Below are 16,399 nucleotides of genomic sequence, written 5' to 3' on the forward strand. Positions count from 1 at the left end.
CAGAACATGACGAACACTCCCTTCCCCGACGGCTTCCTGTGGGGCGGCGCCACCGCCGCCAACCAGATCGAGGGCGCTTACGACGAGGACGGTAAGGGGTACTCGGTGCAGGACGTGATGCCGAAGGGTATCTCGGGTCCGCGCAGCGAGCAGCCGACGCCCGACAACCTCAAGCTCATCGGCATCGACCATTACCACCGCTACGCGGAGGACATCGCGCTCTTCGCCGAGATGGGGTTCGGCGTCTACCGCTTCTCGATCGCGTGGAGCCGCATCTTCCCGAAGGGCGACGAGACCGAGCCCAACGAAGCGGGCCTGGCGTTCTACGACCGGATCCTCGACGAACTCGACAAGCACGGCATCGAGCCGCTCGTGACGATCTCGCACTACGAGACGCCGCTGCACCTGGCCGAGCAGTACGGCGGCTGGACCAACCGTGAGCTCATCGGGTTCTACGAGCGTTACGCGCGCACGCTGTTCGAGCGGTTCGGCGCCCGCGTGAAGTATTGGTTGACCTTCAACGAGATCAACTCCCTGCTGCACGCGCCTTTCATGAGCGGCGGAATCCCGATCCCCGAGGGCGGCGTTCCCGAGCAGCAGCTCTACCAGGCGATGCACCACGAGCTCGTGGCATCCGCCCGTGCCACCCGCATCGCCCGTGAGGTCGCCCCGGACGCGAAGGTCGGCTGCATGGTGCTGTCGATGCCGATCTACCCGCTGACGCCGTCGCCCGACGACGCCGTCGCCGTGATGGCGGCCGACCACGGCAACCTCGTCTACGGCGACGTGCACACCCGCGGCGCCTACCCGGGCTACTTCCTGCGGACGCTCCGCGAGAAGGGTATCGAGCTCGACATCACCGATGAGGACCGCGACGATCTGACCAACACCGTCGACTTCGTCTCGTTCAGCTACTACATGTCGATCGCCGAGACCGCCGACCCCGAGAAGAAGGTCGCCGGCCGCGGAAACCTCATGGGCGGCGTGCCGAACCCCACGCTCCCGGCGAGCGAGTGGGGCTGGCAGATCGACCCCGTGGGCCTGCGCCTGGTGCTGAACCAGTTCTGGGACCGGTGGCAGAAGCCGCTGTTCATCGTCGAGAACGGTCTGGGAGCGCGCGACCAGCTCGTCGAGGTCGACGGCGAGAAGACGGTCGTCGACGACTACCGCATCGCGTACCTCAACGACCACCTGGTGCAGGTCGGCGAGGCGATCGAAGACGGCGTCGAGGTGCTCGGCTACACCTCGTGGGGCTGCATCGACATCGTCAGCGCCAGCACCGCCCAGTTGAGCAAGCGATACGGTTTCATCTACGTCGACCGCAACGACGACGGCACCGGTTCGCTCGATCGCTACCGGAAGAAGTCGTTCGGCTGGTACGCCGACGTCATCCGATCCAACGGCGCGTCCCTCACGCGCTGATCCCCCTCATCGGATCGGCCCCGGGTCCCAGGACCCGGGGCCGATCCCCTTCTGGAGTGCACATGACCCGCATCGCCTTCCTCGACGTCGACGGAACGATCCTCGAGCACGGCTCGGTGATCGCGCCCTCGACGGTGACCGCCGTGCGCACGGCGCGCGAGAACGGACATCTCGTGTGGCTCTGCACCGGTCGCTCCGCCGGAGACATCCACCCCGAGGTGCTGGCCATCGGCTTCGACGGCGCGATCACGAACGGGGGCGCGTACGCGACCCGCGGCGGCGATCCCGGCGAAGACGCCCCCGTCGTCGAACACCCCATGCCCCACGGGGCCGTCGAGGAGCTCGAGCGGTACTTCGAAGCCCACGGCATCCACTACTTCCTCCAGACGCACGGCGGGGTGTACGCGAGCCCCGGGATGGGCCCCGTGATGACGGAGTACCGGCGCGAACGCCACGAGCGTCGCGCGGCAGAGCTCGAGGCGCAGGGCCTTCCGCCCGAACAACCGCTGTGGCGCGAGCCCCGCCCGGTGTCCGAGGTCGACCGCGACGCCGTCGCGAAGGCCGTGTTCGTCAGCCCCTCGATCGACACCGTCGCCCACGCGGCGGCGGAGTTGGGCGAAGACTTCCACGTCATCCCGGGTTCGATCCCCCTTCCCGGCGGCTCGAACGGCGAGATCGGTCAGGCCGGCGTCACCAAGGGCTCCGCGATCACCGCGGTGCTCTCCCAGCTGGGCCTGTCGGCGGCGGATGCCATCGGCATCGGCGACAGCTGGAACGACGTCGAGATGTTCGAGGTCGTCGGCACCCCCGTCGCGATGGGCAACGCCCCCGCGGAGTTGCAGCGCCTCGCCGGTCGGGTGACGACGGCGGTGCTCGACGACGGCGTGCACAACGCGTTCGCGGACCTGGGCCTGATCTGAGTCCGGCTCACCTCCCCGAGATCGCCCCGCCTCCTCCGCCCGCAAGGCTGACTCGCTCCCCCGGCCGCCCTCACGCGCGCAGAAACGCGATCAGCTCACGCAAACACGAGCACAGCGCGTTTCTGCGCGCGAACGGCGTTTATGCGGGGGACGACCCCGCGATCAATCGAGGAAGATGTCCGGGTACAGCGCCGTGTCCGGGGTCCCCGGCACGGCGGCGTACTTGCCGAAGTCGGTGACTCCGGCGCGCTCGAGCACGTCCTCGACGATCAGCGTCTGCCCGGTCACCTCGCGCGACGGAGCGCACAGCACCTCGTACGCGGCGTCCGCGTAGATATCGGGCGTGCGCGAGACGGCCATGAGGCGGTCGCCGCCGATGACGTTCTGCACCGCCGCGGTCGCGATCGTCGTGCGCGGCCACAGCGTGTTCGCGGCGATCCCGTCGCTCGCGAACTCCGACGCCAGGCCGAGGGTCGCCATCGTCATGCCGAACTTCGCGAGGCTGTAGCCCGTGTGCGCGCCGAGCCACTTGGGCGTGACGTTCAGCGGCGGCGACAGCGAGAGGATGTGCGGGTTCTCGGCACCCTTCAGCTGGGGCACCGCGGCCCGGGACAGCAGGAACGTCCCGCGCACGTTGACGTCCTGCATGAGGTCGTACTTCTTGGTCGCGAGGTCCAACGAGCCCGACAGATCGATCACGCTGGCGTTGTTGACGACGATGTCGATCCCGCCGAACTCGCCCACGGTGCGAAGAACCGCCTCGGTGATCGAGGCTTCGTCGCGGACGTCGCCCACGATCGGCAGCGCCTGCCCGCCGGCCGCGCGGATCTCCTCCGCGGCGGTGTGCACGGTGCCGGGGAGCTTCGGGTGCGGGGTGTCGGTCTTGGCAAGCATCGCGATGTTCGCGCCGTCGCGGGCGGCGCGCAGCGCGATGGCGAGGCCGATCCCGCGGCTCCCGCCCGACATGAGGATGGTCTTTCCCGAGAGCGTCACGAGCGTCCTTTCGTGGAGGCGGCGGCGAACGCGGCAACCCGCGCCTGCGCCTCGGGGGTATCGAAGGCGGCGCCGATGGTGGCGGCCTCGTCGTCGAGGTTCTCACCGAACGACCGTCCGGCGCCCACGCGCACCAACCGCGTCGCCTGTCCGAACGCCGCGGTCGCGCCGTCGAGCCAGAAGCGCGCGATCTCCTCGACGCGCGTGCTCAGGGCTCCGGATGCCACGACCTCGGCCACCAGACCCCACTCCCGCGCGTCCGCGGCATCGAGCATGCGGTCCTGCAGCAGCAGCTGCAGCGCGCGACGCTGGCCGATCGCGGCGGGGAGCAGGGTGGACACACCCAGGTCGGGGGTCAGCCCGATGTTGGCGTAGCGGCTGACGAAGCGGGCGTTCTCGCTCGCGACGACGTAGTCGGCGGTCAGCATGAGCCCGAGTCCGCCGCCGGCGACCGCGCCCTGGACGGCGGCGACCATCGGCAGCGGCGCTTCGGCGAAGGTGCGGATGCCGTCGTGGATCGCCCGAGCGGTCTCGGTCACCTCGGCGCCCGACGAACCGGTGGTCGCCATGGCCACCACGTCGCCTCCCGCGCAGAACGCGGGGCCCGTGGCATCCAGGATCACCGCTCCGACGGAGGGGTCGGAGGTGACCTCGTGCGCGACCTCTCGCCAGCGCGCGGCCATGGGGAAGTCCATCGCGTTGAGCGAGGCGGGGCGGTCGAAGGTGACGCGGGCGAGCCCGTCCTCGATGTGGAGCAGGATGCCGTCGGTCATTTCGGTGCCATTCTGATCGCGCCGTCGAGTCGGATGGTCTCGCCGTTGAGGTAGCCGTTGTCGACGATCGCGAGCACGAGGCGCGCGTACTCGTCGGGGGCGCCGAGGCGCGACGGGTAGGGCACCTGCTGCCCGAGGGAGTCCTGCGCCGCCTGCGGCAGGCCCTTGAGCATCGGCGTCTCCATGATGCCGGGGGCGATGGTCACGACCCGGATGCCGTGGCGCGCGAGCTCACGGGCGATGGGGAGCGTCATGGCGTGCACGCCGCCCTTGCTCGCCGAGTACGCGGGCTGACCGATCTGTCCGTCGAAGGCCGCGACGCTCGCGGTGTTCACGATGACGCCGCGGTCGCCGCCCCCGGTCGGTTGGGTCTTCGCCATGACGGCGGACGCCTGCGCGATGACGTTGTAGGTGCCGATGAGGTTGACGCGGATGACGCGCTCGAAGTCCTGCAGAGAAGAAGGGGCACCGTCGCGATCGAGCACCTTGGCCGGTGGGGCGATCCCCGCGCAGTTCACGACGACGCGCAGGGGCCCGGCCTCGGCCGCGAGAACTGCCGCGGCGGCGATCTGCTCGGCGTCGGTCACATCGGCGGCGGCGAAGGACCCGCCCAGCTCCTCGGCGATCGCGGCGCCGTTCGACGACGGCAGGTCGACGACGGTGACACGGGCTCCGGCCTCCGCGAGCCGGCGCGCGGTAGCGAGACCGAGTCCCGAGGCGCCGCCGGTGACGAGGGCGGATGCTCCTGCGATATCCATGCGTTCTCCTTCGAAGCTGAAACCGAGTATCACTTTAGTCGAGACTCAGGACCGCGACGAGCCTCTCTTCCTCCTCGCGGAGCGCCCCTGCTGCGTGCGGATCACCCCGGTGGCGGTGCCGTCCACGAGCAGGATGGTCTGCTCGGGCTCCCACCCGTAGACGTTCCGCAGGCGTGCGCCGAGCGCCGAGACCGCATCGGGCACCATGGTCTCGGTCCCGCGGGGCACGTCGGCGGCGCCGGGATCGAGATCGCGTGCGGCGGAGCGCAGGTCGGCGACGAGCCCCCGCATGCGATCGGGACCATAGGCGGCGGATGCCAGGTTCCAATCGCCCACGACGACCGTCGCCCCCGCCGGACAGTGCGCGGGCTCCGTCTCGACGCGCGGACCGAAACGTACGCGCACCACCGCCGCACCGATCGCGACGACGGCGAGAGCGCCGAGGATCGTCGCGGGGGCGAAAGAGAACGCGTAGCGATACAGCGGCGAGTCCCAGCCGATGACGACGCCCACCATCGCACGCGACAGCGAATAGACGGCGAACAGAGCGGTCGCCAGCGCGATCACGCGAAGGGAGCCGAAGGGCTCGACGCGAGAGTGGGCGGCGACCCAGGCGCACGCGCCGCAGGCGGTGGCGAGGGCGACGGCCTTCACCGCGAGAGAGTTCGGGAGCGGCACCGTGGCGGTCACCACGGCGACGACGAGCACGAGGGCGAGGATCACCGCCGAGATCCTCCGCGCGCGCCGCCCCTCGAGGGCGCTCAGCGCGATGATGAGCAGGGCGGGCGCGAGTATCATCCCCACGTCCCCGAGAACGAGGGTCAGGATGCCACCGCCCGCGCCGTAGATGAAGTACATCGCGCTGGAACCGGCCGCCGTCACCCCCGCGACGGCCGCGAACCGCAAGAAGAGCGTCGTGGGGCCCGGGGTTCCGCAGCGCGGCATGGCGACGAACATCACGGCGCCCGCCACGGCCACACTCACCGCGAGTATCCCGAACGACAATCCCATGGCATCCCCCGTGCTCATTCTGTCGATGTCGGAACCGTTCGTCTCCGGCGCGCATTCCTTTTCGCCAGGATCCGAACGTCCTGCTCCACGCCGTACCGTCCCTCCGCACCGCGTGGTTCCCGCGCACGCCTAGGCTCGACGGGTGAATCTCCCCGGTTTCCGCATCGACAGGGTGGATGTCGACGACCCCCGCGCCGTGGCGCTCCGAGGCGTCTTGGACGCCGACCTCGACGAGCGGTATCGCGACGCCGATGCCGAGGACTCCCCCGAGGTCGCCGCGAAGCGCGCCGAGGCGCTCGCCGTCCACGCCGAGCAGGTCGTCGCCACCCTCTTGGCGATCGACGCGGACGACACCCCGCTCGGGCACGTCATCCTGCGCCGCCTGGGCGACGAATGGGAGCTCAAACGCCTTGTCGTCGTGTCCGCGGGCCGTCGACGCGGCATCGGCTCGGCGCTCACCGCCGAGGTCGTCGACCTGGCCCGACGCGCTGGCGCACGACGCGTCATCCTGCAGAGCGGGCGCATGCAGCCCGAGTCGCTGCGCGTGTACGCCGCCGCGGGGTTCACGCCGATCCCCGTATACGAGCCATATCTCGAGACCATGCCGCGCTCGCTCTGCTTCGAGTACGTCTTCTGAGCCGCCGGCTCCGCGTCGAGAGCCCACGACGCACCGCGTCGTCGCCCACCCTCGCGACGTCATCGGCACCCCGGCGGGGACCTACGTCCCCACCACCCGGAACGCCCCCGACAGCACCGCCGCCGCGAGGGCGACGACGATGAGCGCGACCGAGGCGCCCAGGGCCGCGGCATCCCGAGACGAGAGTGTCGACGGACGCGCCCAGGTCCGTTCGATGTCGGACCCGAACCCGCGGGCTTCCATCGCGGTGGCCAGTTTCGTCCCGCGACGCACGGCGAAGACGAGCAGCACGAACGCCATCGAGAAGAAACGCCGGATCGCCCCGCGGTCGCCCAGGCCCCGGGCGCGGCGGGCGAGGCTCATCGTGCGCCAGTCGTCGACGAACAGCCCGACCGTGCGGGCACCCGCGAGCACCCCCAGCACGAAACGGCTGGGCAACTTCGCCACCTGCGCGAGGGCGTCGGCGAGCTCGGTGGGGTCGGTGCGGGCGAAGAGCAGGATGATCGGCATGGCCAGGGCCACGACGCGCACCAGTACGGCCAGTGACAGGGCGATGGAGTCGTCGCTGACCGTGGCGAAGAGGAAGGTGCCGTAGACGGTTCCGCCCGGCCGGGCGTAGAGCAACATGCTCACCGCGGCGACGGGGGCGAAGACGATCACCGGCACCAGACGTCTCAGGACGGTTCCGTAGGCCACCCCCGTCAGCGGTACGCACAGCAGCTCGAGGATCAGGGCCGTCCCCGCGCTCACCGCGTCGATCGAGACCAGCAGGGGAACCGCGAGCACGAGCACCATCGCGACCTTGGTGACGGGATTCACCCCGTCGAGCCAGGCCGTCCGCGGGCGTTCGACGGCGAGGGCGGTCACGCGGCGTCCCCCAGCCGGATGCGGTGCTGCCCGAGGTGACGAACCACGTCCGCATCGTGCGTGACGGCGACGACCGTGCGCCCGCGCTCGATCTCCCGCTGGAGCAGCGCGACGAGCTCGATCCAACCGCGACGGTCCTGGCCGAAGGTCGGCTCATCGAGAACGAGGACGGCGGGAGAGGCGGCGAGCACCGTGGCCACCGACAGTCGTCTCTTCTGGCCTCCCGACAGCGTGAACGGGTTCGCAAGCGCGAGCGATGCCAGATCGAGACGCTCCAGCAGTTCGTCGACGATGCGGTCGACCTCGGCCGGCGCCTTGCGCAGAGCGCGGGGTCCGACGGCGAGCTCGTCGCGCAGGGTCGAGGCGAGGAACTGGTGCTCGGGCTCCTGGAAGACCGTGCCGATGCGGGTCAGCAGCTCCGTGGACCTCCAGCGAGAGGGGCGGCGACCCCCGCGCGCCGAGAGCTCCTCGGCGGCGACGACCTCGCCCGCGAGTTCGGGGAGGAGCCCCGCGAGGGTCAGGGCGAGGGTGGACTTTCCCCCGCCGTTCGGTCCCGTGATCACGGTTCCGGCACCGCGGGGAAGGGCGAGGTCGAGCCCGGACGCGACGACCGTGTGCCTCTCACGCCCGGTCGACAGCGCGGACGCCCGCAGCACGACATCCGGTGTCGAGGCGGGCTCGAGTACGGGAAGGTCGACCGGGCGCTGCGGCACCCACACCCCCGCCGCGGCGAGCGCGTCGCCGTGCTCGGCGAAGACGCGGTCGGGAGGGCCGTCGGCGAGAACGCCACCACCCGGAGCGAGGACGACGACGCGGGTCATCAGGTCGGCCCAGACGGCCGTGCGGTGCTCGATGAGCACGAGGGTGGTGCCCTCGCGCGCGACGACCCGTTCTATGGCGCGGCGGACTTCGGCGACGCCCTCGGGGTCGAGATTGGCGGTGGGTTCGTCGAGGAGCAGCAGTCCCGGTCGCATCGCCAGCACCCCCGCCAGGGCCAGACGCTGCTTCTGCCCGCCCGACAGCGCCTTCGTGGGGCGGTCGAGGGGGACGGCGAGCCCCACGGATGCCAGGGCCTCCGCCACCCGCGCCGGGATCTCGGTCGCCGGGACGCCAAGGTTCTCGCAGCCGAAAGCGACGTCGTCGCCCACCTTCGACAGCACGATGCCCGCCTCGGGGTCCTGCAGCACGAGGCCGATGCGCCCGCGCTGAGCCTCGGGCGCGCCCCCGTCGACGAGGATCCGGCCGCTGACCTCACCCTCGTCGGCGCCGCCGAGCAGACCCGCCAGCCCCGCGAGCAGGGTCGACTTACCGGCTCCCGAGGCCCCGAGCAGCAGCACACGCTCTCCGGGCTCGATGACGAGATCGACCTCGCGCGTGGCGGGCAGCCTCCGACCGGCGTAGCGCCAGCCCCAGCCCTCGACGTCGACGCGTGCGGGGTCCCGCATCAGACGTCGCGACGCGCTTCCCGGCCCGCGGCGAAGCGGCTGAGCGCCCCGGTGGCGGCGAGGGCGCGAACGAGCAGCCAGCCGACGAGGCCGGCCAGCAGGGCACCCGAGACGGCGAGGGTACCGAGGTAGATGAGGTTGAACTCGAGCGACTTCACGATGTTGGGCGTGAGGAACAGCTCCAGCACCCAGGCCCCGACACCGGCGCCGACACCCGCGAGCATCGCGACGGGCAGCGTGAAACGCACGTAGAGGAAGGCGAGGAAGATCAGCTCGGCACCGAGGCCCTGGGCCAGGCCCGAGAAGATCGTGGTCACGCCCCACACGTTGCCGATGAGCGCCGACACGATCGCCGCGATCAGCTCGACGAGCAGCGCCGCCCCGGGCTTGCGGATGACGAGGCCGCCGATGACGCCGCCGATCAGCCAGATGCCGACGGCGATCCCGCCGAGACCCGGGGTGAGGCCGTCCATCGCGGTGAACCAGAGGCCGCCGACGGTGTTCCAACCCCAGAAGAGCAGGCCGATCGCAACGCCCAGGACGGCGGCGACGACGATGTCGACGACGCGCCACGAGAAGCGGTTCGTCGCGGCGACCGATGAGCGGTTCGCGGGGGCAGACGTGGACGTGTGCATTTCTCTCCTCCCTGCGCCGGCATGATCCGGATCAGGTTCGACGGTCGAAGCGTGGATTCGCTTCCTCTCAGCCCGGCTCACCGGACTCCCGTGGTTGTCGTGATGAGTATAGAGGGGTGTCGCGGGGTAGCGTGGGCGGGTGCACGAGCAGACCCCGGCCTCACGGCGTGCGCTGCGTGCCCAGGACTCCTCGCCTCGCGCGGCGATCTCCGGCGACTTCGGCCCCGCCCTGTCGACGACGGGGGAGCTCGGCCCCGCCCTTGCGCTTCCGGATGCCACGTCCCCGGCCCTGCGGTCGGGGGAGGCGGAGCAGGGTGGCGCGGTGGCGGATGCCGCGGTGAGCGAGCCCCCGGCATCCGAGGTCTCCTCCGGTGAGACTCGCGCCACACCTTTGCCGGTCGCGCTCGGGGCGTTGCTCTGGGTCGATCCCGACGAAGCGGGAGCCCCGCGACCGACCCCGACGTTCGTCGTCTCGGGGGCCACCTCGCGCTCGGTCGACCTGCTCGCGGGTGCGCGTCGGCCGGTGCTGCGCCCCGGAACGATCATCCCCACGCTGCTCTTCGTGCTGATCATCGCCGCCTACGCCGCGACGACGCTGCTCTGGCCGCTGAACGCCGTCATGCCGACGACCCGGGCGGTCGCCGTGCAGCCGATCGCTGCTCCGGCGGCGGTTCCGGCGTGGCCCGCCGAGGGCGAAGCGGCGATCGCGCTCGACGGAATCCCCGACACGCTGTCGTCGTCGGCCAGCGCTCCCGAATCGATCGCGAGCATCACCAAGGTCGTCACGGCACTCGTCGTTCTCGATCGACTGCCGCTCGCCCCGGGAGAACAGGGCAAGAGCTACACCTTCACGCAGGCCGACAGCGCGGACTACTGGCAGTACCGGGCCCGCGGGGAGTCCTCGCTCGACGTTCCCGTCGACGGCAGCCTCACCCAGCTGCAGATGCTGCAGGGCATGCTCATCGCCTCCGCCAACAACTACGCGCAGCGCCTGTCGACAGACCTCTTCGGGACGGATGCCGAGTTCGCGGCCGCCGCGACCCAGTACCTCGCGGAGCGGGGCATCGAGGGCATCACGATCGTGAACCCCACCGGGATCGAGGCCGGCAACACCGCCACCCCGGCCGCGCTCATCGCACTGGCCGAGCGGGCGCTCGCCAATCCCGTGATCGCCGAGATCGTGCGCACCCCGGAGCTGACCCTGCCCGGAGCCGGCACGTTCAAGAACGGCAACGCGCTGCTGGCCGACCCCGGAGTGATCGGGGTGAAGACGGGCACGCTCGATGCGTGGAACCTGCTGGTGGCGAAGGACATCACCGTGGGCACCGCCACCGTGCGCGCGTACGCCGCGGTGCTCGGTCAGCCCGGCCCCGACAGCCGTAATCAGGCGGCACGCGATCTCTTCGCCCGCATCGAGCAGGAGCTGCAGCCGAAGCCCTCGGTGCCGGCCGGCACACTGGTGGGCAAGGCCCAGACGCTGTGGGGTCCCGACATCGATCTCGTGACGGAGTCCGACGCCACGGTCGTGCTGTGGAACGGCGGTGCGGCGCAGACCTCGACGACGTTCACCCTCGGCGACACCACCGAAGCGGGCTCGACCGTCGGAACGCTCACCGCGACCGGACCGGTCGACGCCGACACGGTCGATGTGAAGCTCACCGGCGAGATCGAGCCGCCGAGCCCCTGGTGGCGCCTCACACACCCGCTCGACCTCTTCGGTCTGAACGACTGAGCCATGAGACTCTCCGTGGATGCCACCTCCTCGACGCCGCCGTTCGAGCAGGTGCGGGCGCAGGTCATCGCGCAGATCGAGGCCGGCGAGCTCGTGGCCGGGACGCGGCTGCCGCCGGTGCGAGCGCTCGCGACCGAGCTCGGCCTCGCCGCCAACACGGTGGCGCGCACGTACCGGGAGCTCGAGGAGGCGGGGTACGTCGAAACCCGCGGTCGCGCCGGCACGTTCGTGAAGGGTGCCGATGCGGCATCCGCTCGGGCCGCCGCCGCGGCACGCACGTACGTCGAGGCGGTGCGGCGCCTCGGGGTGTCGGCGGACGACGCGGTCGAGCTCGTACGGGCGGCGCTGCGGGATCGCTGAACGCGACCGATGCGCTGCGGTGCGCCGCCTCGGGGTGACGTCCGAGCGCGCGATCGAGCTCGTGCGGGCGGTGCTGCGCGATCGGCGGGAGCGGCAGACGCGTTGCGGTGCGGCACGTCGGGGTGACGTCCGAGAGGCGATCGACCTCGTGCGGGCAGTGCTGCGTGATCGGTGGGGGCGACAGACGCGCTGCGCTACGGCATCCCGGGGTGACGTCCGAGAAGGCGCTTGAGCTCGTGCGGGCGGTGCTGCGCAATCGGTGGGGGCCACGCGCCGTGGTGCGGCGCTGGCTACGCGGAGCCGACGGTCGCTTTCGTACCCGGTGGCTGAATCCGTCGGAACGGCCAGTCACGCCCCGGTTTCACCCGGGGCGGCTGAGGTCCGCTAGGCCACCGGTCGAGGCGCTCCCGCGAGGTTGATGAGCCTGTCGTGAACACCCGTCGAGGCGGTCGACACCGCGCGCTTCCTCGACCGCCCGGTCCGCTTCGCCGGACCACGCTCCTCCCCAGGCGCGCGCCCCAAGAAGTTATCCCCATCTGGGGTTTTCCACGCACCCGAATGTCGGAGGTCCCCGTTAGCATGCACACATGCGCGATGACACCTCTCCGACGAACCCCGGCAGGCCACGCCTCCTGTCGACCCTCGTCGACGAGGTCCGGCGCGCCAGCGCCGCAGTCGCCCACGCCGAAGCAGCCCGCACCCGCGCCCTCGCCGAAGCCGGTCACCTCGCCCTCGACGTGATGGCAGGCCTCTGCGCGTCTTCCCGCGCCGCAGAGCTCGCCCTGCGCGAGGTGGCATCCGAGATCGCCGCGGCGGAGAACATCTCCGACCGCACCGTGCAGACCCAGATCGGTCGCGCCATGGCCCTCGTCGACGACTACCCCGAAACGTTCTCCGCCTGGGAAGGCGGGGTCCTCACCCGCGCCCACGTGGGGGTGATCCTCGACATCGGCTCCCCTCTCCCGGTCGACGTACGGGCTGAGTTCGATGCGCTCGCGGTCACCACTGCCGAGGGTCTCAGCCCGGGCCGGCTGCGGTCGCGCCTCGCCGTCCTCGCCGAACGACTGCATCCCACCACCCTCACCGAACGCCACCGCCGCGGCCGCGACACCCGTTGCGTGCGCATCACCACCGGGCACGACGGGATGTCGGACCTCGTCGCGACCCTTCCCACGGTCCTGGCGGTCGGTATCTACGACCGACTCACCCACCAGGCCCGCGCCCTGATCGACCACCGCCTCGACGGCCCCGACGCGTCAGCCGATGAGCGCACGACCGCGCAGCTACGGGCCGACATCCTCGCCGACCTGCTCCTCACCGGCTCCCCCGGAGCCGACCCCACCCGCACCGACGACGGCCCCGGCACCCTCGGCGCCATCCGCGCCCGCGTGCAAGTCATCGTGCCCGCGCTGACGATGTTGACGCCCGACCGCGAGAACCACGACCCCGCCGAGCTCATCGGACATGGCCCCATCGACGCCGAAACAGCCCGAACCCTGGCTGATGCCACGAGCGTCCCCTGGGACCGGGTCGTCACTCATCCGATCACCGGGGCGGTCCTGCACACCGATACCTACCAGCGCACCACCGCCCTAGACCGTCACGTCCGGGCCCGCGACCGCCACTGCCGCTGGCCCGGCTGCACCGTCCCCGCCATCCGCTGCGAAGTCGACCACACCCACGACTACGCCCTCGGCGGCCCCACCGACGTCGCCAATCTCGCCCACCTCTGCCAACGCCACCACACCCAGAAGCAGTTCACCCGGTGGACCGTGACACAACATCCCGGCGGGATTCTCCACTGGACCAGCCCGACCGGTCGCACCTACGCCGACGAGCCCCTCCCCTATTCGCCCGCCGTCCGATTCCTCCCCGATGACCCGCCCCCACCCGACCCCGACGATGATGGGATGCCCCCACCTTTCTGACGCGCCATCGCGAGCCCGACGAGCTCAATCTGCGCGCGGGCATGGGATTGCGTGGCCGTTACGCTCGGCCCCATGCCTCTCGCTTTGGTAACCGGAGCAGCGCGAGCTGACAGTATCGCCGCGGGTATCGTGCCCCGGGCTCAGAAACGACGGATGGGACGTCGTAACGAGCGACCTTGTCGACGGCGACTACCCGTGTGATCTCGCAAGCACCTCGGGCCCCACACGTCTCGTCGAGCGCGTGTCGAGTGACCGCGGGCCGATACAGGCGTTGGTGCTGAGCCATGCTCACGACATCGAATCCGGCATTCTCAACACCACTGCCGAGAGTTTCGATCGCCATACCGCAGTGAACGCCCGCGCGTCTCTCCTGATGATCGCCGCGTTCGCCCGACAGGTCGACGCCACCGGTGGCGCGATCGTCGCTTTCACGAGCGATCACACCACCGGCAATCTGCCCTACGGCGCCTCGAAAGGGGCTCTCGATCGGATCGTCATCTCCGCCGCACGCGAACTCGGTCCGCTACGTATCTCCGCGAACGTCGTGAATCCGGGTCCCATAGACACGGGATGGATGGACGGCCCCACCCGCGACCAGCTGCCCGCACACCATCCCCTGGGTCGGCTCGGAACACCCCACGACATCGCGCGTGTCACGGCCTTCCTCCTCTCCGACGAGGGTCGCTGGATCAGCGGTCAGCTGCTGCACGCGGACGGCGGGTTCTCCGCGCGCTATTGACCGCGTCCGGTAGCCCGCTCCCGAGGCTGACCGCGTCGGATAGCCCGCTCCCGAGGCTGACCGCGTCGGATAGCCCGCTCCCGAGGCTGACCGCGTCGGGTAGCCCGCTCCCGAGGCTGACCGCGTCGGGTAGCCCGCTCCCGAGGCGCGGCTTGCACGGCGGAACCGCTGCTCTCTGGGGAGCAGGTCGGGCGAGACCGCAGATACCGGGGTCAAAGCTGACGCCCGGCTAGACCGGGCCCCGCGAGGGCGTCGGCGGTTGTGGATAACCGACTTGCACGTTCCCGCGGATGCGCGATTATAGAGTCGCAAGCGAAACCGGGGGGCGACGCTCTCGCCAGTGGTCGGGCCCCGTTCGTGCCACGCGCGAGAGGAACCTGGACATGGTCGGAATGATCCGAGTCGACGACGGAGTGAGCGACTACCACGTCTCGCGGATCCGACAGGCGAGCGACGACCTGCCCAACGATGCGGCGATCACCGTCGTTCACGGCAACCGCGAAGAGGACGCTCCCGAGGCGTATACGAAGAAGCTAGAGAGCGTCGCTGAGGAGATCGCTGCACGAGTGCAGGAGGTCCGTGAGTTCGCCCTGCGCAATGCCGACGCGCTCGCACAGGCGGTCGTCATGCTTCAAGATCACGACCAAATCAGCGACAGCAAAGCGCGCGAGATGACGGCGTTGATCGACGACATCGCGAGCAGCCCTCCCCCCACATCGTCCGGCTCCGCAACCTCCGCCCCCTCCACACCCCCGACGTCCGCGGATTCATCATCGGATGCGCGTTCGGGGTTCGGCGCGTGACCGGCAACACATTGCCACGCAATCGGTGGGTCCGCGGCGTCACTGCTGTCGCCGTCTCAGCCGCCCTGGCCCTCGCCCCCTCGCTCGCTGCCAGCGCAGCACCCGAGGACAACTGGTGGTACGACGCCTATGGCATGGCGGCCATTCACACCGAAGGGTGGACAGGCGCCGGCGCGAAGATCGCCGTCATCGACGCCAATATCAACCCCAATCTCCCCGTCTTCGAGGGCCGCAACTTGGTCGTCGACCCGCGGCCGTTGTGCGCTGAATCGTCCTCCTCGACGACGACCGATCCGACAGAAGACGCCATCCACGGCACCACCGTCGTTGCGCAGATCATCGGGAACGGCACCGGGCCCGATGGAGTGCGCGGTATTGCACCGGATGCAGCTGTCACGTTCTTCAGCTATGGCACTGAGACTGATTCCGACCAGTGCACCGCCGCCGAGCATGGGGGGCAACTGACCCCGCTGGGGCTGGGAGTGCAACGCGCCATCGACGACGGCGCGGACATCGTCATCAGCTCCATCGCGGGTGGCACATCATCGTCCGACTCCGACGTCATCGCCAACGCCATAGCGAAAGGTGTGATTCTCGTGGGGTCGGGACCAAATCCCAACACGACCTCGGCGACAGGGCTACGCGAGTATCGAGGCGTCATTGTGGCATCGGCCGTAGACGAGCAAGGCCAGCTTCCTTCCACAGACGCGAAGCCGTTCGTCTTCCAGGGGACCACGCTCGTCGCGCCCGGCGAGCACGTCGGGACCGTGGGCAGTGGCCGAGCTGGCTGGGGAACGGGCGGGGTCGCGTCGGGTTCTTCCTTCGCTGCCCCACTTGTCGCGGGCATGCTCGCGCTGGCGAAACAGCGATATACGACCGCCACGCCCGATCAACTGGTGCAGGGGCTTCTGCGAAACACTGGGAACAAAGCTCACGACCTTGTGAACGACGCGGCCAGTGGATTTGGGTACGGGCTCGCGTGGCCCGCACGGCTTCTGGCGACGGACCCCACAACCTACCCGGACGAGAACCTCCTGATCAATGACGGGCGCACGAAGCCAACCGACGAACAGCTTCAGGCAGCTGCCGCGCGCGGGTTCGCTTTCCCCGTAGAAGAGACGCCGACGGCAAACTCGTCGGACCTCCCACAACCTCGTGGTGACGAAGACGCAGCGCAGAGAGCGATGCCGTCCTCATCCGCGCTCCCGACCGTTATCGGGATCGTGGTCGGCATCGTTGTAGCGGCCGGGGCGGTCGTCACGGTCCTGATATCTCGTAAGAACCGTCGAAATGGAGATGCTCATGACCGGTCCGTATGAGCGGGCTCTGACAAACCTGGCCGAAGCTGGAGACCCGTTCGACGTCCCCGCGTCTGT

15 protein-coding genes, 1 pseudogene and 1 riboswitch are annotated in these 16,399 nt (G+C 70.2%); of the genes and pseudogenes, 9 read left to right on the plus strand and 7 right to left on the minus strand.

Annotation, left to right across the window (positions count from 1 at the left end):
• The first annotated feature begins 6 nt into the window (after positions 1–6).
• Together QE454_RS04700 and QE454_RS04705 are read left to right on the plus strand one after the other, a co-directional pair.
• Complete coding sequence (locus tag QE454_RS04700) at positions 7–1,422, plus strand: glycoside hydrolase family 1 protein (protein WP_307457565.1); 1,416 nt, start codon at positions 7–9, stop codon at positions 1,420–1,422.
• A 62-nt stretch (positions 1,423–1,484) separates the two neighbouring features.
• Positions 1,485–2,342 (plus strand): Cof-type HAD-IIB family hydrolase, encoded by an 858-nt coding sequence (locus QE454_RS04705; RefSeq protein WP_307457562.1) that lies wholly within the window; start codon positions 1,485–1,487, stop codon positions 2,340–2,342.
• A gap of 162 nt (positions 2,343–2,504) precedes the next feature.
• Here QE454_RS04705 and QE454_RS04710 read toward each other — a convergent pair whose 3' ends face one another.
• From QE454_RS04710 to QE454_RS04725, 4 genes are read right to left on the minus strand one after another with little or no spacing between them, the layout of a single operon-like run.
• Entirely contained in the window at positions 2,505–3,335 is an 831-nt protein-coding gene (locus QE454_RS04710; RefSeq protein WP_307457560.1) for an NAD(P)-dependent oxidoreductase, read from the minus strand.
• The gene (locus QE454_RS04715; RefSeq protein WP_307457557.1) at positions 3,332–4,108 is read right to left on the minus strand and encodes an enoyl-CoA hydratase/isomerase family protein; all 777 of its coding nucleotides are present in this window, start codon (positions 4,106–4,108) and stop codon (positions 3,332–3,334) included. The genes QE454_RS04710 and QE454_RS04715 overlap by 4 nt, the downstream gene beginning before the upstream one ends.
• The gene (locus QE454_RS04720; protein ID WP_307457553.1) at positions 4,105–4,866 is read right to left on the minus strand and encodes an SDR family NAD(P)-dependent oxidoreductase; all 762 of its coding nucleotides are present in this window, start codon (positions 4,864–4,866) and stop codon (positions 4,105–4,107) included. Before QE454_RS04720 ends, QE454_RS04715 begins: the two co-directional genes overlap by 4 nt.
• A 45-nt stretch (positions 4,867–4,911) precedes the next feature.
• Positions 4,912–5,895, minus strand: coding sequence for a hypothetical protein (locus QE454_RS04725; RefSeq protein ID WP_309668540.1), 984 nt, complete (start codon positions 5,893–5,895; stop codon positions 4,912–4,914).
• A gap of 124 nt (positions 5,896–6,019) precedes the next feature.
• Between QE454_RS04725 and QE454_RS04730 the strand changes: the two genes are divergently transcribed.
• Positions 6,020–6,514 (plus strand): GNAT family N-acetyltransferase, encoded by a 495-nt coding sequence (locus tag QE454_RS04730; protein WP_307457547.1) that lies wholly within the window; start codon positions 6,020–6,022, stop codon positions 6,512–6,514.
• Positions 6,515–6,595: 81 nt separating this feature from the next.
• On the opposite strand, the gene QE454_RS04735 is transcribed toward QE454_RS04730, so the two are convergent.
• The 3 genes from QE454_RS04735 to QE454_RS04745 all read right to left on the minus strand — a co-directional run bounded on the left by QE454_RS04735 (position 6,596) and on the right by QE454_RS04745 (position 9,461).
• A complete protein-coding gene (locus QE454_RS04735; protein ID WP_307457544.1) occupies positions 6,596–7,381 on the minus strand; it encodes an energy-coupling factor transporter transmembrane protein EcfT in 786 nt (261 codons plus the stop codon).
• Complete coding sequence (locus tag QE454_RS04740; RefSeq protein ID WP_309668541.1) at positions 7,378–8,826, minus strand: ABC transporter ATP-binding protein; 1,449 nt, start codon at positions 8,824–8,826, stop codon at positions 7,378–7,380. The genes QE454_RS04735 and QE454_RS04740 overlap by 4 nt, the downstream gene beginning before the upstream one ends.
• Positions 8,826–9,461, minus strand: coding sequence for an ECF transporter S component (locus QE454_RS04745; RefSeq protein WP_210075963.1), 636 nt, complete (start codon positions 9,459–9,461; stop codon positions 8,826–8,828). Before QE454_RS04745 ends, QE454_RS04740 begins: the two co-directional genes overlap by 1 nt.
• Positions 9,453–9,563: riboswitch (TPP riboswitch) on the minus strand. It overlaps the preceding gene by 9 nt.
• A 37-nt stretch (positions 9,564–9,600) precedes the next feature.
• Between QE454_RS04745 and QE454_RS04750 the strand changes: the two genes are divergently transcribed.
• From QE454_RS04750 to QE454_RS04775, 6 genes and pseudogenes are all read left to right on the plus strand, one after another.
• Entirely contained in the window at positions 9,601–11,193 is a 1,593-nt protein-coding gene (locus QE454_RS04750; RefSeq protein WP_307457540.1) for a D-alanyl-D-alanine carboxypeptidase family protein, read from the plus strand.
• 3 nt (positions 11,194–11,196) lie between these two features.
• Positions 11,197–11,553 (plus strand): GntR family transcriptional regulator, encoded by a 357-nt coding sequence (locus QE454_RS04755; protein ID WP_307457537.1) that lies wholly within the window; start codon positions 11,197–11,199, stop codon positions 11,551–11,553.
• Positions 11,554–12,140: 587 nt separating this feature from the next.
• A complete protein-coding gene (locus QE454_RS04760) occupies positions 12,141–13,481 on the plus strand; it encodes an HNH endonuclease signature motif containing protein (protein WP_307457534.1) in 1,341 nt (446 codons plus the stop codon).
• Between the two features lie 72 nt (positions 13,482–13,553).
• Positions 13,554–14,220 (plus strand): annotated as a pseudogene (locus tag QE454_RS04765) (SDR family oxidoreductase).
• A 383-nt stretch (positions 14,221–14,603) separates the two neighbouring features.
• Positions 14,604–15,023 carry a hypothetical protein gene (locus QE454_RS04770; RefSeq protein WP_210075954.1) on the plus strand — a complete coding sequence of 140 codons (420 nt, stop codon included), beginning with the start codon at positions 14,604–14,606 and terminating at the stop codon, positions 15,021–15,023.
• Positions 15,020–16,342, plus strand: a complete 1,323-nt coding sequence (locus QE454_RS04775; protein ID WP_210075951.1) for a S8 family serine peptidase — start codon at positions 15,020–15,022, stop codon at positions 16,340–16,342. The genes QE454_RS04770 and QE454_RS04775 overlap by 4 nt, the downstream gene beginning before the upstream one ends.
• Positions 16,343–16,399: the final 57 nt, after the last annotated feature.

This window comes from Microbacterium sp. SORGH_AS_0454, assembly GCF_031453395.1.
GTDB lineage: Bacteria > Actinomycetota > Actinomycetes > Actinomycetales > Microbacteriaceae > Microbacterium.

Bases quoted from the DNA above. Each gene is read 5' to 3' on its own strand.
- QE454_RS04705 (WP_307457562.1), top strand. From the start codon at position 1,485: ATGACCCGCATCGCCTTCCTCGACGTCGACGGAACGATCCTCGAGCAC.
- QE454_RS04715 (WP_307457557.1), bottom strand. From the start codon at position 4,108: ATGACCGACGGCATCCTGCTCCACATCGAGGACGGGCTCGCCCGCGTC.
- QE454_RS04720 (WP_307457553.1), bottom strand. From the start codon at position 4,866: ATGGATATCGCAGGAGCATCCGCCCTCGTCACCGGCGGCGCCTCGGGA.
- QE454_RS04745 (WP_210075963.1), bottom strand. From the start codon at position 9,461: ATGCACACGTCCACGTCTGCCCCCGCGAACCGCTCATCGGTCGCCGCG.
- QE454_RS04725 (WP_309668540.1), bottom strand. From the start codon at position 5,895: ATGAGCACGGGGGATGCCATGGGATTGTCGTTCGGGATACTCGCGGTG.
- QE454_RS04700 (WP_307457565.1), top strand. From the start codon at position 7: ATGACGAACACTCCCTTCCCCGACGGCTTCCTGTGGGGCGGCGCCACC.
- QE454_RS04740 (WP_309668541.1), bottom strand. From the start codon at position 8,826: ATGCGGGACCCCGCACGCGTCGACGTCGAGGGCTGGGGCTGGCGCTAC.
- QE454_RS04755 (WP_307457537.1), top strand. From the start codon at position 11,197: ATGAGACTCTCCGTGGATGCCACCTCCTCGACGCCGCCGTTCGAGCAG.
- QE454_RS04770 (WP_210075954.1), top strand. From the start codon at position 14,604: ATGGTCGGAATGATCCGAGTCGACGACGGAGTGAGCGACTACCACGTC.
- QE454_RS04760 (WP_307457534.1), top strand. From the start codon at position 12,141: ATGCGCGATGACACCTCTCCGACGAACCCCGGCAGGCCACGCCTCCTG.